The sequence below is a fragment of the Pseudaeromonas sharmana genome (genome assembly GCF_042649925.1).
Taxonomy (GTDB): Bacteria; Pseudomonadota; Gammaproteobacteria; order Enterobacterales; family Aeromonadaceae; genus Pseudaeromonas; species Pseudaeromonas sharmana.
This window is the reverse complement of record NZ_JBHSAF010000014.1, coordinates 778,874-802,183: the sequence shown is the minus strand read 5'-3', so window position 1 is coordinate 802,183 and position 23,310 is coordinate 778,874. Positions and strand designations below refer to the sequence as shown.

Genomic DNA, 23,310 nt, shown 5'->3' with positions numbered 1-23,310 from the left:
TTTCGTATAATCGCCGCCGGTTAAAAGAGGAGTCGCCAGATGCGCATTGCATTGGGAATTGAATATGACGGTAGCCGCTATTATGGTTGGCAACGACAGCGGGAAGTCATCAGTATCCAGGCTAAGCTGGAGGCGGCCTTGTCGACCGTGGCGGCGCATGCGGTGGAGATTCAATGTGCCGGAAGAACGGATGCGGGTGTCCATGCCACAGGGCAGGTTATCCATTTTGATACGTCAGCGTTACGTAAGATGAGCGCCTGGACCCTGGGGGTAAATGCCAATTTACCCGGTGACATAGCAGTACGCTGGGCGTGCGAGGTACCAGAAACCTTCCATGCCCGTTTTTCAGCCACCGCACGTCGCTATCGTTATGTCATTTACAACCATAACTTCAGACCAGCCATCCTGGGGCAGGGGATCAGCCACTATCATGGCGATCTAAACGCCGATGCCATGCACGCTGCTGCACAATGTCTTATTGGCGAGCATGATTTTACCTCATTCCGTGCCGTGCAGTGCCAATCTCATACGCCATGGCGCAATGTGACGCATGTGGCGGTGTTTCGCCAAGGACCCTATATCATCATTGATATTCGGGCGAATGCATTCTTACACCATATGGTACGTAACATTACCGGCACGCTACTCGAGGTCGGTCGAGGGACGCAACCCGAGGCCTGGGTAGAACAGGTGTTGGCAGCCAAGAATCGTGACATGGCGGGGCCAACGGCCAAAGCAGAAGGGCTTTACCTGGTTGACGTGACCTATCCAGAGACGTTTGCCTTGCCCGAGGTACCATTAGGGCCATTATGGTTGCCTTACTCGGAACCGGGTACGACCAGTTTTATGTAAACAACCATGATCATTTGTGATTAAATACCCGGTCATGTGCCTAGGCTGTCCGGTATTGCGGTCTACTCTGCCGGACAGATAGCCCCCCTGAATAGAATGAAATAAAGGTATTTCATGAGCTGGCTTGAGAAAATTCTCCCGAAAAGTGACAACACGCGCCGTCATAACATCCCGGAAGGGGTATGGACCAAGTGCGAAGGTTGTGAGCAGGTTTTGTATCGTGCCGAAGTGGAACGCAACCTCAACGTCTGTCCCAAGTGCAGCCATCATATGCGCATTGGTGCACGGGCTCGTCTGACCCAATTCCTCGACACTGAGCATCGTCTGGAGCTGGCTGGTGAGTTGGAGCCGCAAGACATCCTCAAGTTCAAGGATTCCAAGCGTTACAAGGACCGCCTGAGCGCCGCCCAGAAAGAGACCAACGAAAAAGATGCGCTGATCGTCATCAAGGGCACCGTAAAGGGGGTGCCGGTGGTGGCGTGCGCGTTCGAGTTTTCCTTCATGGGAGGCTCGATGGCCTCTGTTGTCGGTGCGCGTTTTGTGCGCGCAGTCGAGGAGTGCATCAAGGAGCGTCGAGCGCTAATCTGTTTCTCCACCTCAGGTGGCGCGCGGATGCAAGAAGCATTGTTTTCATTGATGCAGATGGCAAAAACCAGTGCGGCGCTGGAACGGCTCAGTAGCGAAGGGCTGCCGTATATCTCTGTACTGACGGATCCGACCATGGGTGGCGTCTCCGCCAGTCTGGCTATGCTCGGGGATGTCAATGTTGGGGAGCCGAAGGCGCTGATTGGCTTTGCCGGGCCGCGTGTTATCGAACAGACGGTGCGCGAAAAGCTGCCCGAAGGGTTCCAGCGCTCCGAGTTCCTGCTGGAGAAAGGGGCTATCGACGTGATCATCGATCGGCGCGACATGCGTGACCGTTTGGCTTCACTCATCGCCAAGATGATGCATCTTGATGTCGTGGAGTCCTGAGAGGCAACATGACAGACGTGAATCCTGTTATGGCAAAAAGCCAGTCATTGTGCGACTGGCTTTCTTATTTAGAGCGGATTCATCCGCAAACCATCGATCTGGGATTGGAGCGTGTCTCAGCCGTTGCCAGACGCTTGGGTGTCGATACCTTGCCGATGCCGGTGATTCTGGTGGCGGGCACCAATGGCAAAGGCACCACCTGCGCTATGCTCGAAAGCATTTACCGGGCAGCCGGTTATCGGGTCGGTGTTTACGCTTCACCGCATCTGGTTCGGTACAACGAGCGGGTCCGTGTTGATGGGGCGGATGCCAGTGATGCGGCACTTTGTGATGCGCTGGCTGCAGTGGAGCAGGCGCGTGATGGGATCTCGTTGACTTTTTTTGAGTTCGGAACCCTGGCTGCGCTGTGGATATTTAGCCGACAGGCCCCGGATGTTGTGATCCTTGAAGTGGGGCTCGGTGGCCGATTGGATGCGACTAACCTCATCTCCGCCGATGTCGCCGTTATTACTTCGATTGCGCTGGATCACTGTGATTGGCTTGGGGATGACCGAGAATCAATTGGTCGAGAAAAGGCGGGTATCTGTCGTGCGGGCAGACCTTTGGTTTGTGGCGAGCCGGATGCGCCGGCGTCGATTGCGGCGGTGGCTGCCAGGGTCGGTGCGACGCTGTTGCAGTGTGATCAAGCCTTCTCTGCCCAGCGTGAAGGTGATGTCTGGCATTTTCACGGTCAGCATCAGCAATGGCACGCGCTGCCTTTTCCTGTGCTGCCATGGCAAAATGCGATCACCGCCCTGGCGGTGATCGAGCAGATGTCGTTGCCGGTCAACGAGACACAGATCCGACAAGGTCTGTCCGAGGCTCGGCTAGCGGGGCGCATGCAACGTTGGGCTGAGCGCCCAAACGTTATTCTGGATGTGGCGCACAACCCCCATTCGGCAGCCTACCTGGCCGGTCAGTTAGCGCAGACGACATGCAAAGGCCGTCGTTTTGCCGTCGTGGGCATGCTCAAGGATAAAGACATCACGCAGACGCTGGCTCAGATGCTTCCAGTTGTCGATCAGTGGTTTCTCGCTTCGCTGGCCGGGCCGCGCGCCGCCTCGGCACAACAATTGTTGACGTGTTTGGGACTGGCCGCGACGACTTATGATACGGTCGTAGACGCCTACACCGACGCGTTGCGACAAGCAAGCGATGACGATGAAATAGTGGTTTTTGGTTCATTTTTTACCGTGGCTGCTGTGATGGAACAGCCGGCTGCGCTTTGATAAAAGGACGAGACATTGGCGACCCAGTTTCAGAATCGATTGATTGGAACCGTCATTTTGGTTTCACTCGGTGTGATTTTTTTGCCCGATTTGCTGACCGGCAAGCACAACAATCCTCATGAGCCTATCGCCAGCGTGCCGCTCAATCCGGATGAGATTGCGGTTAAGCCTTCCGTCTCGGCCGCCGGCGGCGTCACTGGCGGAATCGTGGTGGCAACCAGCGCCTCCGCCGGGGTGTCCAGTGCATCGTCAACGGGTGTCGCTCCCGAAGGAGTGGTGGTCGCCAGTGGCCATACTGAGCAATGGTCTGTCGATGAGGTGGCTGATACCACAACCCTGAATCAGGCACAGGCGAGCCATGTTGTCACAACCTCAACCTCCGCGGCCCAGCCGCCAGCACAACCCAAACCCGTTGTCGACAAGAAGGCTGAAATCAAAGTAGCGGCAGCTCCCAAGAGCAACACTCCTGAGGCCAAGACGCCAGCCTCTGCCCAGCCGGTTGCGCCTGTGACAGAAAAACCCAAGTTGCAGGCTGGTCAGATCAAACCTTTTGTCGAGGTGGATGAGCGGGCTCCCGTCGTTGCCAGCAAACCAACCACTGCACCCAAGGCCGCACCTGTTACCAGCGCATCGGCATCCGGTTCGGCATGGACCATTCAGGCGGGAGTTTTTTCCAGTGGCGAGAATGCCAGGGCCTTGATGAGTCGTCTGCGCGCCAGTGGCCTACCGGCTAATCTGACCCCGGTACGCAGTGGCACAAGCACCATGTACCGTGTGACCGTGGGCCCGGACGCCTCTCGCGCCCGGCTGGAAGCGCTGGTGCCGAAGGTGAGTCAGATCGCCGGAACTTCGGCGAAAATTATCGCGTATTCGCCATTAGGTTAATGTTCAGGAGAGGAGCGCGCATGAATCATTTCGAGCTCGAGGCGCTGATTTCTACCCAACTGGATTGCAGCCGTTTCAAAGACTATGCCCCGAATGGCTTGCAAGTTGAAGGTCGACCGGATGTGTACCAAATCGTGGCCGGCGTGACGGCAAGCCAGGCATTACTGGATGTTGCCGTGGCCAGTCAGGCGGATGCGGTGCTGGTGCATCATGGCTACTTTTGGGGAAATGAAGCGCCGAGTATTCGCGGCATCAAAAAGCGCCGTCTGCAGACGTTGTTGGCGCATGACATCAATCTTTATGCCTATCATCTGCCGCTCGATGCCCATCCGGTGTTGGGAAATAATGCGCAATTGGCACAGGTACTGGGGATTGAGGTAACCGGGCCGCTGGATCCGCAGGATCCAACCTGCCTCATCCTGACGGGTGAATTGAGCTCACCCTTGTCAGGCTCTGCGCTGGCACAGCGGATAGAGTCGCGCTTGGGGCGTGCGGTACTGCATTCTGGCGACAACGGTGTTGAGCAAATACGTCGCCTGGCCTGGTGCACTGGCGGAGGCCAGGGGTATATCAGCCGCGCGGCTGAGGCAGGGGTCGATGCCTTTATCACCGGCGAGGTCTCGGAGCAGACCATACACATCGCCCGGGAGATGGGTATTCATTTTTTTGCCGCTGGCCATCATGCCACAGAACGTTATGGTATCCAGGCTCTGGGCGCCTGGCTTAGCGAGCAGCATGGCTTGGACGTTCGTTTCATTGACATCCCTAATCCGGCCTAACTTGCCTATTCCTGATCATTCACAGCCAGAGGCAGCACTATGATAAAGGTGCTGCCTTTTTCTTCGCTGCGTTGATAATGCAATTGTCCCCGTAGTAGCTCCTCGACCAGCTGCCTGGCCAGATAGAGCCCCATTCCTGCGGCTTGATAGGCCTGATCTGTGCTGTGGAACGGCTGGAACAATCGCGACTGGTTAAGATCATCAATGCCGACTCCAGTGTCACGGAAGGTAATCAGCAACTGCTTCGCTTCCTGTTTTACCGAGATCAGGATCTCTCCCGCCACTCCCGCAGGGAAGGCATGTTGCAATGCATTGTTTAGCAGATGTGAAAGCACCTGGTAGAGCACTTGCGGATAGAGATGCAACACCAGCTGGCTTGAGCAGCGCACATAGATTTTGTGGCCGGCGGCGTTCAGCCGCGGTGTGTAGTCGCAGATAACCTGCTGTAACAATTCAGCGAGCCGAATATCGCTGGGTTCTCCCAGGTCCGGTACCGGACCTGCGTGCGAGGTGGTGAGCTGCTGGTTTAATTGCTGAAGTTGTTCGGATAGATGATGAACCAACTCAGCCAAATACTGTTGGCTCTCCTGCAATTCAGTACGGTTCAGGCCCGGGTGTTGCAGTTGCACGGCCATCGATTGCCGCAGGGAATCAAGTTGTTCCACGCCTTGCTGCAAGGAAGAGAGTGGGGATTGTACTGTGTGACGCAGGAGGCCAATTTCAGCACTCTGCAGCAATACTCTTGCTTTTTCAAAGCGTTCACCCTGCATCAGCTGCACCGTAGCCAATGTCTCTTTGAGCTTGTCATTTGTCTCTTGCAGCATCAGATTTTGCTCTGAGACCTGTTGCTGTTGGCGTTGCATTTCGCCAAGCATGCGGTTGAACAGCTGATTGATGACGATGAACTCATCCTGGTGTTGTTCTGGAAGTCGGAATGAAAAATCGCCTAGCGCGACGAGCGCTGCGGCACGGCTGAAAAAGGCTAGCCGTTGCTGGATCAGCTGTGTCAGCCAGCGGCTGAGCAACAGGCTCAATAGCAGGGACAGTACGAGCCAGCCAACCAACAACCCTCCCATGAGGTAATTGTTGCCAAGGTTATGGACCAGTAGTAGGCGCGTGTCTGCTATCGGTAAAGGATGCCAGAAATAGTGCAACGGGGGCTGCAGTACTGAGCCTTGATCATGACGTTGCAGGGATGGCTTAATCGAACTGGCTAGCAGTGTGATGTCCTGTTTTTCAGATCCTCTACTCGGCTGAAATGCTACGCCTTCAGCCGGGAAAACCCACGCCAGCTTAAAATGCTCAGAGGCAAGTTTCTGTTGCAGCAGTGTATCCAGGTTGAGCTGGTAGATCTGTTTGGTTTCGGCATTTTGCCGGCAGTAATAGACCTGCACCAGATGAGTGCTGACCAGGGTGATAAATCGCCCTTCGGCTTCGGGGCAGGGCATGAGACCGACTTGTGGTACACGACGGTTGCCTTGCCATGCATCGTTCTGTTTCCGCCAATAGCCCTTGATGGAGTGCGGTAAGGGGGCATCAAGACGTGTAGCGTTTAGATCCCGTTGCCATTGTTGCCAGATGTTCTGGGCGTAGTAGGCAAGTAATTGCTCAGCTTCAAGCGGCTGCAGTCGATGTTCTCGGTCAGCATTTAGATGCTTTTCGCCTGACACCAGTAGCAGAGCCGGGAAGAAAAACAGTAAAAAAAGTGTGAGTTGAATGCGATGTCGTAGCCGCAGTTTCATCGATTTTGCCAGTCGTTATGCTTGCTATAAGCATTGTCCCGGCCGGCTAAAAAGCAAAACTCTGTGTCGGGGTTGTGAGCCTTGCCGGCATAGGGCCACTGAGAGTACCCTAGCTGGCTGATCGGGGGAGGTGGAATGGATTTTATTAAGCCAAAAGTATTGATGGTTGAAGACTCGGCGCCGTTGAGCGCTGTGTATCAGGCCTACCTCAAGCATGAGGCGATCGAGCTGATCGCCGTGGCCACTGGGGCTGCGGCGATAGAGCAGCTTCACTCACTGCAACCCGATATTATGTTGCTGGATCTGCATCTGCCTGACATGTCTGGCTTGGACATATTGCGCCAGTTAAAAGAACAGGGTGCGTCTGTCAGCACCATTGTGATGACGGCAAACGGTTCGGTGGATCTGGCGGTTGATGCCATGCGACTGGGAGCACATGATTTCATCGCCAAGCCAATTGATGCCGATCGGTTGCGAGTGACACTCCACAACACGATTGAGTATCGACGGCTTAATACTCTGGTTAACCGCTATCAGCATCAGTACCCACGTGATCGTTTCGAAGGGTTTGTAGGCTCCAGCCTCGTAATGCAGGAGATTTACCACACGATTGAAACGGCGGCGCCCTCACGCGCCACCCTCTTCATAACCGGAGAAAGCGGGACGGGCAAAGAGGTCAGCGCGGAGGCCATACATAGACTCAGTGGCCGGCAAGGAGAGTTTGTGGCGCTTAACTGCGCAGCGATACCCAAAGATCTGATGGAGAGTGAGATTTTTGGCCATGTCAAAGGCGCGTTCACAGGCGCCGTCAGCGATCGGCTCGGTGCGGCGGGGCGTGCCGATGGCGGTACCCTGTTCATGGATGAAGTCTGTGAAATGGATCTTGAACTGCAGAGCAAGCTGCTCCGTTTTTTGCAGACCGGAACCTTTCAAAAAGTGGGGGGGGGGCAGACACAGCGAGTCGATGTGCGGATTGTGTGCGCGACTAACCGCGATCCATTACGCGAAGTCGCGGCCGGACGGTTTCGTGAGGACCTCTATTACCGGCTGCACGTCATACCGTTGCATTTGCCGCCATTACGCGAACGAGGTGATGACGCCTTGCGAATCGCCGAGAAGTTCCTGCGTGACTTTTCGGCTGAAGAGAACAAACGGTTCGTCCGCTTCAACGATTTGGCTCGTCGCCAGATGTTGAGTTACCGTTGGCCAGGCAACATCCGTGAATTGCAGAATGCGATTCGCCAGATTGTCGTCTTGCATGATGGTCATGAAGTGACACCCAATATGTTACCTCTGACGATTCGTGACCCGGTCAGCATTCACCCGGAACCGGCAATCACGCCGCAAACGATTGCCCCCGTCGGCAATGAATCAGCAGTCAGACCCATTCGTCCCTTGGCTGAGGTCGAGAGACAGGCTATTCTAGACGCTATTGAGTATTGCGATGGTAATATCCCCCAGGCGTCAAGGCTGCTTGGCGTGAGTCCGTCGACAATCTATCGCAAGATGCAAAACTGGCAAGCGAGCGGGCTTGCGAACAACAAAGAATAATCATCCTGTCAAAGCGGGAGAGAGCACATGCAATGGATCGATCAGCAGATCATTGACCAATTGGGTCAAGATGCTGGCTATGAAATACTGCCTCAGTTGGTCACTATTTTTGTCGAGGACAGTGAACAAGCGTTGCTTGAAATGGAGAAAGCCCTTTCATCTCAAGACGCCGAAACCTTGTCCCTGCTGGCGCACACCCTGAAATCAGTGTGTGCCACTTATGGTGCCAACCAAAGTCATCTGGAGGCCAAGGCGTTGGAGATGGCTTGTCGTCAACAGCGCTGGGATAGCATCCGTCAATACTTGGCTGCACTGCAATACAGCGTGCCACAGAGCTCACTTTCACTGCAGCGTTTTATTGCCGAGCAAAGCATGCTATCGCATTGAGCCCAGCTTCATCTTCTATATCCCATCTCGTAAGGGTGCGGTAGGTCATGGCTTGCACATAATGTCAGCCGTTGATACTGGGCCACTTTCACATCTGCCGTATAATCATTTCTTGCCGTTCGGCCATTATCGACAGTTGGAGCCGTTGTGAACGTCGTTACTGCTTTTTCGTTGATTCCAGAAAGCCGCGCCGCGGTAGATGAACTAATTGCCCGCCTGCAACAGCGTATTCCTGGCGAGCCTGAACTCATGTTCGTCTATTTTACCGCTCCCCATGATGGCCAGCAGATTTTGCAGCATCTGCAGCAGGCGTATCCTGCTACGGCGTTACTGGGCTGTACCTCCTGCCAGGGGATTATGACCGACAAGGGGTACCATTCCGCGGACGGTTACGCCTTGGCCGCCTGGGCCCTGTGTGATGCGGCCGGTGCCTATGGTACCGCGATGGCGGCTCTCACCGGGGATGTTGCGCAGGTGACGAGCAGTGTGCTGCACCGAGCATTGGCAAACAGTGGACGCCATGGTGAATTGCCGGCGTTGATCTGGATGCACGCCAGTCCCGGAGCAGAAGAGCGCATCATCGCGGCCATTGAGTCTGAACTGGGCGACTCGGTCCCCATTGTCGGTGGTAGCGCAGCGCATAACCTGCAAGGGGAGTCGAGTCAGCTGTTAACTCAGGAGGGGATCCTCTCGGAGGGGCTCGCCCTGGCGGTGTTTTTCCCCAGCTGTGAAGTGATGACACATTTCTTCTCCACCTATATGCCAGCCGGCGTCAAGGGCGTGGTCACGCGAGCCAACGGTCGCGAGCTGATCGAAATCGATCATCAGCCAGCCGCCGAGGTCTATGACCGTTGGACACAGGGGGTGCTGAGCGATGCTCAGCCTGGCGACTACATTCTTCGCCAAACCACGCTCTTCCCACTGGCTCGACAGGTCGGACAGCTTGGCGGTATTCCTTATTACAAATTGTCACACCCCGAGAAAATGGGAACGGACCGTAGTTTGTGGCTGTTTACCGAGATTGACGTGGGTGAAACGGTCATGCTGATGCATGGCAACCGTTCCGGTTTGGTCGAGAAGGTGGTGCGAAGCACAGCGCTGCCTCTTGATCCTGAACCTGAATTGATGGAGCAGATAGCGGCCTTAAATGTGTTTTGTGCCGGTTGCATGTTGACCATCCATCCAGACATGGAGCAAGTCGTGACGTCATTGCAGACCGCTCGCGATGGGGTGCCTTTTATTGGCCCTTATACTTTCGGTGAGCAGGGGCGTTTCTCTGGCGGGGAAAACGCCCACGGCAACCTGATGATTTCACACGTGTTGTTTGTTAAACGGTTGGAGGAGGTCTGATGCAGGACACCTTTGATGAATCGTTGAACATGGCGTTGCATGATGCTCAACTGGAGCTTGCTGCAACACGCGAGCGAGAGCATCGACTGCAGACTGAAAATCGGCTGTTACTCAAAGGCATCGCGACCCTAACGCGTTCCCAAAGCATTCATGGTCTGCTGGAAACCTTGATTCAGATCCTTCGGCCGCTGATTGGCTTTGAACATGCGGCGATCCTGTATGCAGATGATGCAGGATCCAAGCTGGATTGTGTTGTCGCCAGCGACCCTCAGCTGGAACAACAACGCTGGCACGCCGGTGTTCTGTTTCAACGCGTGCTGGGCGGCGAGACAGTGGCATTATTTGATCCGTCACAGAGCCCGGAGTTCGCCGCGTGCCACCCGTCAGTACAGAAAATGGCGGGCAGCGTGTTGTTAACTGCCTTGCAGCTGGTGCAAGGAAAATTGATGCTGATCTGCTGTCATTCGCAGTGCCATCGGCTGAATCTCACCTCGCGTTCCTTGATTCAGCGATACCGTCCCTTAATGGATCAGGCGCTGTTGAACGTTGATTACCGGGCGCGTCTTGAACGGCTGGTGGAGGAGAAGACCCAAGCGTTGCGGCGCTCGCAAACCAGTTTTCGCCAATTTGCCGAGATGGCCAGTGACTGGTTCTGGATCACTGACCGAGATTACCGTTTTGTTCCGTTCCCCGATGACATAGCGCGCGGTGATTTTACCTCTCGCCTAATGGACCAGATCGTCGGCCGCCGCTTTGTTGACTATCGAACGGACAGGGAACAGGCCAAGGTGGAGAAGTGGCGCCGTTATTCTCAAGATCTTGAGGCGCACAAGTCGATTCGGGCATTCCGCTTTGAGGTGCTATTTAATGGTCAGGAGCGCTGGTTATCCATCAATGCCGATCCCTATTTTGATGAGGACGGTCACTTTGCTGGTTACCAGGGAACGGTTAACGATATCACCAGTCAGATAGTGCGCAATCAAGAGCTCAAACGGGCCAAGCAACGTGCCGATGCGGCCAACCGTGCCAAGTCACAGTTTCTGGCCGTCATGTCGCATGAGATTCGAACGCCGATGCAGGCCATTCTCGGCATGCTCGAATTGCTGGAACAAAGTGAACTGACATCGACGCAACGTGAGCTGATCCATCACGTTTCGCATTCGGCATCATTGCTGCAGACGTTACTGCACGATGTGCTTGACCTCTCGCGTATCGAGTCGCGGGCCATGCAGTTGGAGAGCATACCTTTCTCTTCGCGCTTTGTTCTCAATTCAGTCATTACTCAGCTCAGTGAGCAGGCGCGAAACAAAGGCATAGCGTTGCGCCTGGATATGGATCCGCAGTTGCCGTCCCATCTGCAAGGGGATCCGCTTAGGTTGACACAGATTCTGTTCAATCTATTGGGCAATGCCATCAAATTTACGGTGCGTGGCCACGTTGTGCTGTCGGTTCAACGTGACGGCGATACCTTGGTGTTTTCTGTGAGCGACACCGGTGTGGGGATCCCGGAAGCGCGTTGTCATGAACTGTTTCATCTGTTTCGACAACTGGACCCTTCTACTACACGCCGCTTTGGCGGGACGGGACTGGGACTGGCGATCAGTAAACGACTGGTGGAGTTAATGCATGGCGAAATCGGCGTCGAGAGCCAGGTCGGAGTGGGTAGTCGTTTTTGGTTCCGGATCCCCTTGATTGAGGCAGAGGGAGGCATTCGTACTGAGCTCCCCAGGGACGAGCCAGAATATGATTCTATTCCGCCGCAACATGTACTGCTGGTCGAAGATAGCATCGTTAACCAACAGGTGCTGCAGGCAATGCTGCGCAAGCTCGGTCACAAGGTGACGTTGGCAGTCAATGGCCGCTTGGCCATCGAGGCGGTGCGAGAAATGGGGCCAGATGTGGTGCTGATGGACTTGCGTATGCCGGAAATGGATGGTCTGGAGGCGACACGCCATATTCGGCTGACGCACCCGCAATTACCTATCCTGGCGTTGACGGCGAATGTATCGGATGAGGACATGCGTGACTGCCGCGCGGCAGGTATGTGTGACATTATCGGTAAACCGGTCACTTCGGCTCGACTCCAGCAGGCACTTTTGCTGGCTTGCGGGCAAAAAAAATGGTCAACCTGAGGTTGACCAAACTTCAGCTGTCGCTGAAGAGAGCACGGGATAAAACTGGTTTACGTATACATATATGAAAAATGCGTGCCAACTTTTTAAAAATGTCGAAGAAGCCCGCCAGAGCGGGCTTTTTACATGAATTAACGCTATCCCATTTGCCAATGGCCTCATTCAAGGCTGCAAAATGCAAATGGAAAATTGCAAATTGCAAATATTGCTTTGCAATTTGCAATCACGGCATAAGTCTGCTGTGCTGCCGTCTGGCTGGTACCAGCTATTGTTGCCGTCAAGTGAGTGAGGTGTTGCGGAGTTGTCGTCGTCAGAGTGCGCTGAATGCTCGGCGTCCACATGCTTTGGTGCTATGATGCAGATTCTGGATGGTGATGGAGAAGAAGTAATGTCTAGCCTGAGCAACGAAGCCCGTCTGGTTCGTGCTGCCCTTGAAGCCAGGGGTCTGGAAACACCGCAAATAGAGAATGGCCTCGATTCGGCACAGCGCAAGCTGCGAATCGAAGAGCATATGCGCGGTGTGATGGAGGTTCTCGGTTTGGACATGCGAGATGACAGCTTGGCCGAAACGCCGCAGCGCATCGCCAAAATGTATGTTGAAGAGATTTTCTCCGGCCTGGATTATCAGCAATTTCCGAAAATCACCCTGATCGAAAATAAGATGGGGGTCGATGAAATGGTCAAGGTCAGTAACATCAGCGTCACCAGTACCTGTGAGCATCACTTCGTAACCATCGATGGTTTTGCCAAGGTGGCTTACTTTCCGCGAGACAAGGTCATCGGCTTGTCTAAAATCAACCGCATTGTGCAATTCTTCGCCAAGCGACCACAGGTTCAGGAGCGTCTGACGCAACAGATCCTGGTGGCGTTACAGACACTGCTGGAAACCGAGCACGTGGCTATCTCCATCACGGCAACCCACTATTGTGTCAAGTCGCGAGGGGTGATGGATGCGACCAGTGTTACGACAACGACTTCGCTAGGTGGCATGTTCAAGAGCAATCAGGCCACGCGCCAGGAGTTCCTGAGTCGCGATTAAGCCATTCATGGATGACACAAGGGGGACCTGCGGTTCCCCTTGTGCGTTTGTACCCGTCATCTCAGGCCGCATCTGATGCAGGCAGAGGCAGATAAGGGGCAATGTAACGGGCGTGACGTGATGGCTTAAGACGGCTCAAGTCGACTAAGACCAGCCCATCGATGCAGTTGGCGAAGTCGGGATCGGTGCCGAAATCGATAAACGAAACGCCCCCCGGCTCGCACAGCTCAGTGTATTGCTTGTAGAGTGTCGGAATGGCGCAACCGAGATTGTCCAGCATGCTCTTGAGGCGCGTCAGGTCACAGAGGTAATCATCCCCGGTAAATTGGGCAATTACCTCGGGGAGGGAGGGCGGACAAGGTCGCCGTGATTGGGCCAGACCCGGTTCGGCAGTGAAGTAGAGCCGGTAAAAGGCAATCAGCAGTTCGCGCGCCGGCAATGGCAAGCTGGCAGAGAGCGAGACAGGGCCAAACAGGTAGCGATACTGAGGATGGCGGGCCAGAAAGGCGCCAATCCCTTGCCACAAGTAGTCGAGACTGCGCCTTCCCCAATAGATGGGCTGAATAAAGCTGCGCCCCAATTCGATGCCCTGTTCGAGGATCCCCGCCATGGCCGCGTCATACTCGAACAGACTGTGACTGTAAAGACCGCCCAGCCCACGTTGCGCGACCTGTTCTGCAGTCGGGATCAGTCGGTAGGCACCGACGATCTCCAGTGCGTCAGGATCCCATAACAGCAGATGGAAATAGTCATCGTCGTAGCGGTCCAGATCCCGACGTTGCCCGCTGCCTTCACCGACGGCTCGAAAGGCGATCTCTCGCAAGCGGCCTATTTCACGCAGTATCGGCGCATGGCTCTGTTGTTGGCGACGATAGAGGCAAATCCGCTTGCCATCGGCCGTCGTACCCAGATGTTCACACTCGGTGATGGCTTCCTTGAGCTGGATGCGATCCTCTGGCAGTGCGATCGGCGCTTCGCTGCGGAACAGGCCGCTTTTTCCTTTGGCCAGTCGATAGAGGTGTTTGCGAAAACGCTTGGCGATCTGATCGAGTGACAGGTCTTTGTCCGCCCAGGCGCTGTAGGGGATGCGAGCTCCGATGCGTAACTGGATGCGGCCGCGACGGTGAGCAAACATCTCGCGAATCAACAACAGCGTGGCCAGTGGTTTATAGAGCATCGAGATCAAATAGAATAGCGGCGAGTTACGTCCGCGCACGTACAGCGGCACGATAGGGGCTCGGCCCCGCGCGGCGAGCCTGAGGAAACCGCTGTTCCAGCGACCGTCACGTACGCCATTTGGCTTGAGACGTGACACCTCACCGGCAGGAAAGATGATCAGGGCGCGCCCTTGATCCAGATGATCGCGCATGGCCTCGACTTGCTGCCGACTGGTGCGATTGCCCATGTTGTCGACTGGAATCAACAGGCTTTGCATCGGCGCGACCTGGCTCAGCAACTGGTTGGCAACGATGCGTACATCGGGTCGCACGCGGGCAATGACACGCAGCAGCGCCATGCCATCGAGGGTTCCTATCGGGTGGTTGGCAACCAGGATCACGGGCCCGTGGCTGGGGATATGTTCCAGTTCGTTGTCGGCGACATCGCAGGCAAAGTCAAAGTAGCTCAACACCTGTTCGACAAAATCCAGTCCCTGCAGGTGCGGGTAGCGTGCCGCAAATTGCTGGAAGTCATTCTCATAGAACAAACGGCGCAGCATGCTGATGAGCCAGCCCGGTTTCGAGCGACTGGGCATATAGTGGTGAAGCAGATTTTCGACACTGAACATGATGTGGCCTCCGGCAGAACCGGAGACCAGTATGTGCAGCCCAGATGAATGGATTACGTCAGATTGATGACGACGCTGTGACAGTCAGGCGGGCGATGGCGACGAGAGTCTCTACGGCCTTTTCCATGGATTGCAGCGGAATGAATTCATGCTTGCCATGGAAATTGTGACCGCCGGTAAACAGATTCGGGCAGGGTAGCCCCATGAAGGAGAGTCGTGAACCGTCGGTGCCGCCACGGATCGGCTTGATCAGCGGGGTAATGCCGACTTCGCGCATGGCCTGCTCGGCAATATCGATAATGTGCTGGTGCGGCTCCACCATCTCGCGCATGTTGCGGTAGCTCTCCTGGATGGTCAGCGTAAAACGTGGTTGATCCAATTTGCTATTCCACTGTGCCACCCTGTCAGCCAGGAAGTCGTGTCGTTGCGCAAAATTGTCTGCATCGAAGTCGCGAATGATGTAGGTCAGACAGCTCTTTTCCACGGAGCCTTGCAGGTTGATCAGGTGGAAGAAACCTTCGTAGCCTTCGGTACATTCCGGGGTCTGATCGGCGGGCATGGCGGCATGAAATTGGGCCGCCAGCGTCTGACTATTGACCATGATGCCCTTGGCCGTGCCGGGGTGCACATTGTTGCCGCGTACCTCTATCGTGGCGGTGGCGGCATTGAAATTCTCAAATTCCAGTTCGCCCAGCTCGCCCCCATCCACAGTGTAAGCCCAGCGGGCAGGAAAACGGTCCAGTGGGAACAGGTTAGCGCCGCGGCCGATCTCCTCATCCGGGGTAAAGCCGATATAAATGTCGCCGTGCACTATTTCCGGGTGAGCCTGTAAATAGGCAATGGCGGTGAGGATTTCGGCAATACCGGCCTTGTCGTCCGCGCCGAGCAGCGTGGTGCCATCCGTCGTGATCAGATCCTGGCCGATGTAATTACGCAATATTGGAAAATCCCGAGGGCTCAGGTATTCAATCCCTTTGCCCAGGGCTATCTCGCCGCCCTGATACTGCTCCACCAACTGAGGTTTGACGTGCTTGCCGGAATAATCCGGTGCCGTATCCATGTGGGCGATGAAGCCGATAGCCGGTACCGGCTGCGGCGCATTGCTCGGCAGGCGAGCGGTCAGGTAACCGTTGTCGTCCAGCGTCACATCGCTGAGCCCCATGTCGTTGAGCTCTTCGTTCAGCATGACGGCCAGTTTCAATTGGCCCGCGGTGGAGGGGCAGCGGGCATGACGCTCATCGGAGCGGGTATCAACGGCGATATAGCGAAAGAAGCGGGACAACAATTTTTCCATGGCGGTGGACTCTGTGCGTTTCATAGTCAGGGTGTCACAGTATGCCGATGGCATCAGAGACTATTATTGCGCAAACGCATGTTTTCAGTAGCTTATGCTGGTTTTTTCCGTGGTGATCTAGGGTTCATCTGGTTATCCGGGGCTGCAGGCGAGCATGGGGCCTAGGCTGATTTTGGGTAATTATTCATTCAGTTTTCATGAATTCTCATTTGTGCTGTAAACCTTGTTTTTTTTGGAGTTTTTGACGTCAAGATTTCCGTTGGCAATTGGAAAAAACTGTGTGTACACTCCGCGAAAATAACGGTCAGACAAGGCTGTCTGGCGGTTGAATGAATACGCAGCCCTTCGACTTCGGTCGAGGGGCTTTTATCTAGTGTCAGGGTGTGTCTGCATGCTGACCGAAACGTTGAACCAAAGGGGTGAACGCCGGGATGTCCGATGTTGTCGTCGTTGATTACGAAAGCTGCCGTGCGTTGACTCAACTCATTCTTTCCCTGCCATCAACTGTTGCTGTATCCGCCACCCATGGCGGTACGGTTGGCTGCGTGGCAAGGCAAGTGAGCCCGACCGGGCAGCTCTGACCATGACCCCCATATCATGGGAATGAAAAAGGCCCGCAGCATGCAGCAGCGCATTGGAGCCCAAGCTCTGCGGGCAACAGCTACCCCAGCGCCTTCCATGATGGAAGTGTGGCTGGATTGTGATTTGGCCAGTAACGATTTCCCGGAGTGGAAGTCTTATTGCGAGGCATAGCCCATGACTAACTGGTCCTCAGCGGACGCTCTCAAGGTCTATAACCTGCCTTACTGGGGCGGTGGCTTTTTTCATCTGGATGACAACGGCAATGTTGTGGTGGCGCCGGACAAGCGTCGCCCCGAGCATCGCATTTCGCTTGTCGACATTATCGAGGAGCTGCGCAAGCAGGGTTACGCTGCCCCTGTCTTGTTGCGATTCCCGGACATCATCAAGAGTCGGGTGGATGCGCTGTTTGGCGCCTTCCAGCAGGCGATTGAAAGTTATGGTTACCAAGGGCGCTACCAGTGCGTCTATCCGATCAAGGTAAACCAGCAAAATCAGGTTATCGAGTCCATCGCGCGAGCCTATGACGATAAGCCGCGGCTGGGGCTGGAAGCCGGTTCCAAGCCGGAATTGCTGGCCGTGTTGTCGCATCGCCATGAGCACGGCACCGTGATTGTCTGTAACGGCTACAAGGATCGCGAATACGTCCGTCATGCCCTGCTGGGTGGATTGATGGGGCACGATGTCTATATCGTGGTCGAGAAACCCTCCGAGCTGGAACTGGTTCTGGATGAGGCTGAACGGCTGAAGGTGGCACCGCGTATCGGTGTGCGTGCTCGTTTAGCGCATCAAAGCGCTGGCAAGTGGCAGGCCAGTGGTGGTGAAAAATCAAAGTTTGGCTTGTCAGCCGCCCAGATTCTGCGCCTGGTCGACCGTTTGCGCGAGCTGGGCAAACTGGAGTGGCTGCAACTGGTGCATTTCCATCTGGGATCACAGATCGCCAACATTCGCGACATCCAGAGTGGCATTCGCGAGTGCGGTCGTTTCTATGCGGAACTGCGCCGCCTCGGTGCCGCCATCGATGTCGTTGACGTCGGCGGTGGTCTGGGGGTGGATTACGAGGGCTCCCGTTCGCAAAGCCACTGTTCTGCGAACTACAGTTTGCGTGAATACGCCAATAACGTGGTATGGGGCATCGGTGACGTCTGTCGCGAGTTCGATCTGCCGTATCCGACGATCATCAGTGAGTCTGGCCGCGCCATTACCGCTCACCATGCGGTGCTCATCTCCAATGTCATCGGCACCGAGAAGGTCGAGAGCCGCGAGCTGGAAGCACCGGACGAGACGGCGCCGTTGCTGCTGCAAAACATGTGGCGCAGCTGGATGGAGCTCAATGAGGAGGATCCGGGGCTGCTGGAAATTTTCCACGACTCGGTAGCCGACTTGGCCGATGTGCATAGCCAGTACACCATGGGTCTGATGACGCTGACGGAGCGAGCCTGGGCCGAAGAGCTGCACCTGAACCTGTGCCTGCGCGTCAAAGAGCTGTTGAACCCCATCAACCGCCAACATCGCGCCATGCTTGATGATCTCAACGACAAGCTGGCTGACAAGTGCTTCGTCAACTTCTCATTGTTCCAGTCGTTGCCAGATGCCTGGGGGATTGATCAAATCTTCCCGGTCATGCCGCTATCCGGTCTGAACCGCCCTCCGGTGCGTCGGGGTGTGGTGCTGGATATCACCTGTGACTCCGACGGCATGGTGGATCACTATGTGGATGGCGTAGGGGTCGAGAGCACGCTGCCGATGCCGGAGTTTGCCGACGATGAAACCTGCTACATGGGCTTCTTCTTGGTTGGCGCCTATCAGGAGATCCTGGGGGATCTGCATAACCTGTTTGGTGATACTCACAGTGCCGACATCTGCCTGGATGAGAATGGCAAGCCGGTGATCAGTCACATCATCCGTGGCGATACGGTTGATAACCTGCTGCGTTACGTCAACATCAAGCCAGAGCGCATTCGTGAAAATTACGAAGTGCTGGCGGCTCACCCGTCACTGGATGCCGAGACGCGAGCCGCGTTGCTGGCCGATCTGGATGCCGGCTTGCAAGGTTATGCATACCTCGAAGACGACGAGTAATACACCTCGGCGGCAACACGCAAAAACCCCGCCATGGCGGGGTTTTTTTATGCGCGCAAGATCGGGCGTCTCAGCGATTGCGCCCCATGATGCGCAGGATGCGCAGGAACAGGTTGATGATGTCCATGTAAAGTGCCGCCGCAGAGTCGATGGCGTTGTCCAGCGTGCGCGGCAGGCTGTTGGCCTGGCTCCAGTCGTAGGCGATGTAGCCGCAGAAGATCACGGCCACAGCCCAGTCCAGCAGTGGATGGTGAATATTGAAGATGAACACCTCGACCAGCTCGACGATGATGACCAGCAACAGTGCTATGGTCAGCGCAGGGGCCAAGCGCTGGAAGAACGCGGGGAACAGGCTGCCCAGACACATCATGCCGACGGTAACCAGGGTGGTGACCCGCAATGCATCGTAGACCAGTACCGGATCGTACTGGCTGACCACCAGGTTGATCACCAGTCCAAACGGGATGACGACCAGGTTGTAACCGATAAAGCTCACCAGCGGCTTATCCGAGCTTTTGAACAGATAGATCCCCAACATGCAACACGCAAAATAGCCGATAAAAAACACCAGCTGTGGTATCTGGGCGATCGCCTCCGGGGAGATGTTCGCCACCATCAACCAGTTGATGACAAATCCCCACACCAGCGTCAGGCCGATGGTGAAGTTATACATTGCCGGGCTCAGGCTGCCACTGCGCTCGTCGCCGGGGCGAACAATTTCCATATCCATAGTGTGTTTTCCTGTTGCTGAGGTGAAAAGGGCGGCCGGGGTGCAAACCATGTCAGAACGACGTGCAGGCCAGGCGACAGCAGAACATGGTTGTTCCATTTGGAGCAATATATTGATCGTCAATCCGTGACCAGCCAGCGCTAATAGGCTGTTCGGCGCCGGGCTCCTGGTTTCTTGCCTGCAACCTGCTCGGCATGAATCACGACGTCATCTCGTTGCGGGTAAATTAAGTATTTATTCTGCTTATACCTTGGACATCTCAAGATAGCGCTGTACATCGGCTGTGATAACTCATTTTTTGCAACCTGCACGCTATCGAGTGAGCATGGTATTTCGATGATCTGTGTGTGCGTTATGCAGATTGAATGGCGGGTTAATCAACGACATGTGTGATGCCGCAGGACGCGGTTCGCGGCGTTGAGAGCCAGCTGCCAGACATTTGCGTTCACGGATTTGGCCCGCCCCGCAGTGCGGGGCTTTTTTGCGCGGTAGCGGTGGTTTCCGGCGTAAATCGGCAAGCCGGCGTCAGATCTCTGTCTTGTCCTTAAACTCGCACAGATCTTCTATCAGGCAGGAGCCGCAACGGGGCTTGCGTGCCACGCAGGTGTAGCGGCCGTGCAGGATCAGCCAGTGGTGTACGTCGAGTTTGAACTCGGCAGGCACCACCTTCAGCAGCTTTTGCTCCACCGCGTCGACATCCTTGCCAACGGCAAATCCAGTGCGGTTGCTGACGCGAAAGATATGGGTGTCGACGGCAATCGTTGGCCAGCCAAACGCGGTGTTCAGCACCACATTCGCAGTCTTTCTGCCCACACCGGGGAGCGCCTCAAGGGCTGCTCTGTCTGCCGGGACTTCACCATTGTGCCGCGCCAGCAGCTGGGCGCAGGTCTTGATAATGTTCTCGGCCTTAGCGTTATACAGCCCTATGGTCTTGATGTACTCCTTGAGGCCATCGACGCCGAGCGCCAGTATGGCCGCCGGTGTATTGGCCATCGGATAGAGACGTTCTGTCGCCTTGTTGACACTGACATCGGTGGCCTGCGCCGACAAGATAACTGCAATCAGCAATTCGAACGGCGTGCTGTAGTTCAGCTCGGTAGTCGGATGTGGGTTGGCGGCCCGTAACCGCTCGAGGATCTGCAGCCGCTTGACGTTGTTCATGCGCCCTCCGGTGCTTAGAGTGTGGTCATGCGAGCGCGCTCGACCACAACAGGGGCTACCGTTTTGCGCCGTGCAAAACGTGCATCGATGACGTTCTTAAGTGCAATCAGGAAGCCGAGAGCCAGAAAGGCGCCAGGGGGCAGTATTGCCAGCAGGAAGCCGGCATCGGCGGTGAACAGCTGTACCTTGAGCACGCTGGCCCAGGGGCCCAGCAGTTGATCGGCACCGTCAAACAGAGTGCCGGCACCCAGTAGCTCGCGGCTCGCGCCCAGCAACAGCAGTACCAGCGAGAATCCCAGCCCCATCATCAGACCGTCAAACAGCGCAGCCAGCGGTGTATTGCGGCTGGCAAATGCCTCGGCACGGCCAATGATGATGCAGTTGGTCACGATCAGGGCAATAAAGATGCCAAGCGCCTGATACAGGTCGTAGACGTAGGCATTCATCAGCAGTTGTACACAGGTGACCAGCGCCGCAATGATCATCACATACACAGGAATGCGGATTTCGCTGGGGGTCCAGCGTCGGGCGATGGAGATTGCGACGTTGCTGAGCATCAGGACCAAGGTGGTGGCGATGCCAAGACCCAGGGCATTGGTGGCCGAGTTAGTGACGGCCAGGGTCGGGCAAAGCCCCAGCACCTGCACCAGAGCCGGATTGTTTTTCCACAGTCCCTGACGGGCGATGTCACCCCACGCGATTCGATTACTCTGCGTCATGCCTACTGCTCCGTTTGGCAGCGTTGTGCTGCACTCATATCGGGATGGGTGGCCAGCCATTGCAGCAGGCCATGCACACCGTTGACAACGGCACGCGGTGTGATGGTGGCACCACTGAAGGAATCGAAGTCGCCACCGTCTTTCTTGACGGCCCAGCGGCTATTGCCGAGACTCCGTCCCACAAACCCGTCCAGCCAATTTCCCTTGCTGCGCTCTATCTTGTCGCCCAGCCCGGGGGTTTCATGATGCTCCAGCACCTCGAGGCGCAACAGGCGGCCGTCCGCGTCGACGGCAGTCAGCAGCCGGATGGCACCGGCATAACCCTCTGCGGCAACAGATTCGATGATATAGCCACTAGGCTGGTCGTTACGAAGCGCGACATAAACAGGGTGAGGGCGAGCATCGCCTAGCGCCTGCGGCGCTATCATCAGGCGGCAACTGGCGGCCAGATCGTTGTCGTAACTGCCTGCCGGCAACATGACGCTAAGGCGTTGCTGCAACAGCTGCTGCTGTTGGCGGGCTATGGTCGGGCGCGTCAGGTGGTCTGTCAGTGCGACCACAGCAGTGCAGCCCAGCGCGAATAACGCCAGTCGCAGCCCATTGTTGCGCATCGATGCGAGCATGTTTACTTCCCTCCCGCGCGACGCTGGCTGCCATAGACAGCGGGCCGTGTGATGTTATCGATCAGCGGTGTGCAGATATTGGCCAGCAACACGGCAAACGCCACTCCATCGGGATAGCCGCCCAGACTCCGGATGACGAAGATCAGTATGCCGATCAGGGCACCAAATAGCAGCCGGCCGCGTGGAGTTGTGGCCGCTGTCACCGGATCCGTGGCGATGAAGAAGGCACCGAGCATGGTTGCGCCGGAGAGCAGTTGTAGCTGCGGGGCCATGAATTGTTCCGGATGCAGACCGTGGGCAATCGCAGCACAGAGTGTCAATGACAGCAGCATGGCGGTCGGGATCTGCCAGGCGATGGTGCCAATCAGAATCAAAAACAGCCCCCCAGCCAAAAACGCCAGATTCACCCATCCCCAGCCGATTCCGGCCAGGTCGCCGAACGGCGCCTGGGCCTGGATGGTGGCGATATCACGCCCCATTCCGAGCTGGGTCTTCATGCTGTCTAGCGGTGTCGCCGATGTGACACCATCTATGGTATGGCGCCAGTGATCAGCCTCGGAGTGCAGAATGGCCTGCAGCGCCTGCAGCAGATCGGGCTGGGCGATTGCCAGCCCGTGCGCCGGTTGCCAACTGGTCATTTGGCTGGGAAACGAAACCAGCAGCAGGACGTAGGCGACCATCGCCGGATTGAACGGATTCTGTCCCAGCCCGCCATACAGCTGCTTGGCGACGATGATGGCAAACACGGTGCCGATAATGACCAGCCACCAGGGCGCCAGAGGGGGCAAGGCGACGGCCAGCAGGGCCCCAGTTAACAGGGCGCTGCTGTCCTGCAGGTGGCGACCGATCGGCCGGTGGCGCAGAGCCAGAACCAGCGCCTCGCTGGCGGCGGCAGTCAGGAGTCCCAATAACAGTTGCACCAGCACACCATAACCAAAGAAATAGCACTGGGTGGCGATTCCCGGGAGCAGGGCAGCCAAAACCCAGCGCATCATGGTGGCGGTCTTTTGTTGGCTGTGGCCGTGGGGGGCACTGGCTATCGTAAAGGCCATGCGCTGTTACTCCTCACTCTTGGTGGTCAAGCCGGCAGCGGGGCTGGCCGAGGATAAAGGGTCTTGTTGCGCCTTGCGTGCCTTGGCGCGGGCAATGGCGGCGGCGACGGCGGCTTTACGCGGATCCTCGCTGGCCGCTGCCTCCGCTGCAGCCGCGGCTATCGGCTGCGCTGGCGCCGCTGGCGTTACGGTTTCTGTAGCCATGGGTGGCGTGGCCTCGGCGGCCTTGCGTGCCTTGGCGCGGGCAATGGCGGCGGCAACGGCGGCTTTACGCGGATCCTCGCTGGCCGCTGCCTCCGCTGCAGCCGCGGCTATCGGCTGCGCCGG

Annotated in this window: 19 protein-coding genes and 1 pseudogene; 11 read left to right on the top strand and 9 right to left on the bottom strand. The window is 56.2% G+C overall.

Annotation, left to right across the window (positions count from 1 at the left end; translation table 11 throughout):
• Positions 1-39: 39 nt before the first annotated feature.
• The 5 genes from truA (at position 40) to ACFOSS_RS13330 (ending at position 4,756) form a co-directional block, all read left to right on the top strand.
• Positions 40-852: a tRNA pseudouridine(38-40) synthase TruA gene (gene truA / locus ACFOSS_RS13350; RefSeq protein WP_377153316.1), complete on the top strand. Its 813-nt coding sequence runs from the start codon at positions 40-42 to the stop codon at positions 850-852.
• A gap of 114 nt (positions 853-966) precedes the next feature.
• Positions 967-1,824, top strand: a complete 858-nt coding sequence (gene accD / locus ACFOSS_RS13345) for an acetyl-CoA carboxylase, carboxyltransferase subunit beta (protein WP_377153314.1) — start codon at positions 967-969, stop codon at positions 1,822-1,824.
• Between the two features lie 8 nt (positions 1,825-1,832).
• Positions 1,833-3,092: a bifunctional tetrahydrofolate synthase/dihydrofolate synthase gene (gene folC / locus ACFOSS_RS13340; RefSeq protein WP_377153312.1), complete on the top strand. Its 1,260-nt coding sequence runs from the start codon at positions 1,833-1,835 to the stop codon at positions 3,090-3,092.
• A 15-nt stretch (positions 3,093-3,107) separates the two neighbouring features.
• Positions 3,108-3,977 carry an SPOR domain-containing protein gene (locus tag ACFOSS_RS13335; RefSeq protein WP_377153310.1) on the top strand — a complete coding sequence of 290 codons (870 nt, stop codon included), beginning with the start codon at positions 3,108-3,110 and terminating at the stop codon, positions 3,975-3,977.
• Between the two features lie 20 nt (positions 3,978-3,997).
• Complete coding sequence (locus ACFOSS_RS13330; RefSeq protein ID WP_377153308.1) at positions 3,998-4,756, top strand: Nif3-like dinuclear metal center hexameric protein; 759 nt, start codon at positions 3,998-4,000, stop codon at positions 4,754-4,756.
• 5 nt (positions 4,757-4,761) lie between these two features.
• On the opposite strand, the gene ACFOSS_RS13325 is transcribed toward ACFOSS_RS13330, so the two are convergent.
• A complete protein-coding gene (locus ACFOSS_RS13325; RefSeq protein WP_377153306.1) occupies positions 4,762-6,498 on the bottom strand; it encodes a sensor histidine kinase in 1,737 nt (578 codons plus the stop codon).
• 135 nt (positions 6,499-6,633) lie between these two features.
• On the opposite strand from ACFOSS_RS13325, the gene ACFOSS_RS13320 reads away from it, so the two are divergent.
• The 5 genes from ACFOSS_RS13320 (at position 6,634) to folE (ending at position 12,957) form a co-directional block, all read left to right on the top strand.
• On the top strand, positions 6,634-8,049 hold the full coding sequence (locus tag ACFOSS_RS13320) for a sigma-54-dependent transcriptional regulator (protein ID WP_377153304.1): 1,416 nt from the start codon (positions 6,634-6,636) through the stop codon (positions 8,047-8,049).
• 27 nt (positions 8,050-8,076) lie between these two features.
• Entirely contained in the window at positions 8,077-8,436 is a 360-nt protein-coding gene (locus ACFOSS_RS13315; RefSeq protein ID WP_377153302.1) for an Hpt domain-containing protein, read from the top strand.
• Between the two features lie 147 nt (positions 8,437-8,583).
• Positions 8,584-9,786, top strand: a complete 1,203-nt coding sequence (locus ACFOSS_RS13310; RefSeq protein WP_377153300.1) for an FIST signal transduction protein — start codon at positions 8,584-8,586, stop codon at positions 9,784-9,786.
• Positions 9,786-11,918, top strand: coding sequence for a PAS domain-containing hybrid sensor histidine kinase/response regulator (locus ACFOSS_RS13305; protein ID WP_377153298.1), 2,133 nt, complete (start codon positions 9,786-9,788; stop codon positions 11,916-11,918). Before ACFOSS_RS13310 ends, ACFOSS_RS13305 begins: the two co-directional genes overlap by 1 nt.
• 388 nt (positions 11,919-12,306) lie before the next feature.
• Complete coding sequence (folE, locus tag ACFOSS_RS13300) at positions 12,307-12,957, top strand: GTP cyclohydrolase I FolE (RefSeq protein ID WP_377153296.1); 651 nt, start codon at positions 12,307-12,309, stop codon at positions 12,955-12,957.
• Positions 12,958-13,018: 61 nt separating this feature from the next.
• On the opposite strand, the gene ACFOSS_RS13295 is transcribed toward folE, so the two are convergent.
• Positions 13,019-14,743 (bottom strand): lysophospholipid acyltransferase family protein, encoded by a 1,725-nt coding sequence (locus ACFOSS_RS13295; protein ID WP_377153294.1) that lies wholly within the window; start codon positions 14,741-14,743, stop codon positions 13,019-13,021.
• Positions 14,744-14,801: 58 nt separating this feature from the next.
• Positions 14,802-16,037, bottom strand: a complete 1,236-nt coding sequence (gene pepT / locus ACFOSS_RS13290; RefSeq protein WP_377153291.1) for a peptidase T — start codon at positions 16,035-16,037, stop codon at positions 14,802-14,804.
• A gap of 756 nt (positions 16,038-16,793) precedes the next feature.
• Here pepT and speA point away from each other — a divergent pair.
• On the top strand, positions 16,794-18,698 hold the full coding sequence (gene speA, locus ACFOSS_RS13285; RefSeq protein ID WP_377153289.1) for a biosynthetic arginine decarboxylase: 1,905 nt from the start codon (positions 16,794-16,796) through the stop codon (positions 18,696-18,698).
• 70 nt (positions 18,699-18,768) lie between these two features.
• Here the strand turns inward: speA and ACFOSS_RS13280 are convergent, their stop codons facing one another.
• The 6 genes and pseudogenes from ACFOSS_RS13280 to ACFOSS_RS13255 all read right to left on the bottom strand — a co-directional run.
• Positions 18,769-19,428, bottom strand: coding sequence for a Bax inhibitor-1 family protein (locus ACFOSS_RS13280; protein ID WP_377153287.1), 660 nt, complete (start codon positions 19,426-19,428; stop codon positions 18,769-18,771).
• 525 nt (positions 19,429-19,953) lie between these two features.
• Positions 19,954-20,589, bottom strand: a complete 636-nt coding sequence (gene nth, locus ACFOSS_RS13275) for an endonuclease III (protein ID WP_377153285.1) — start codon at positions 20,587-20,589, stop codon at positions 19,954-19,956.
• A gap of 14 nt (positions 20,590-20,603) precedes the next feature.
• A complete protein-coding gene (locus ACFOSS_RS13270) occupies positions 20,604-21,308 on the bottom strand; it encodes an electron transport complex subunit E (protein ID WP_377153283.1) in 705 nt (234 codons plus the stop codon).
• A 2-nt stretch (positions 21,309-21,310) separates the two neighbouring features.
• Positions 21,311-21,931: an electron transport complex subunit RsxG gene (gene rsxG, locus ACFOSS_RS13265; protein ID WP_377153281.1), complete on the bottom strand. Its 621-nt coding sequence runs from the start codon at positions 21,929-21,931 to the stop codon at positions 21,311-21,313.
• Positions 21,932-21,933: 2 nt separating this feature from the next.
• On the bottom strand, positions 21,934-22,983 hold the full coding sequence (gene rsxD, locus ACFOSS_RS13260; protein ID WP_377153279.1) for an electron transport complex subunit RsxD: 1,050 nt from the start codon (positions 22,981-22,983) through the stop codon (positions 21,934-21,936).
• 6 nt (positions 22,984-22,989) lie between these two features.
• Positions 22,990-23,310, bottom strand: a pseudogene (locus tag ACFOSS_RS13255) (electron transport complex subunit RsxC); the annotation flags it as partial.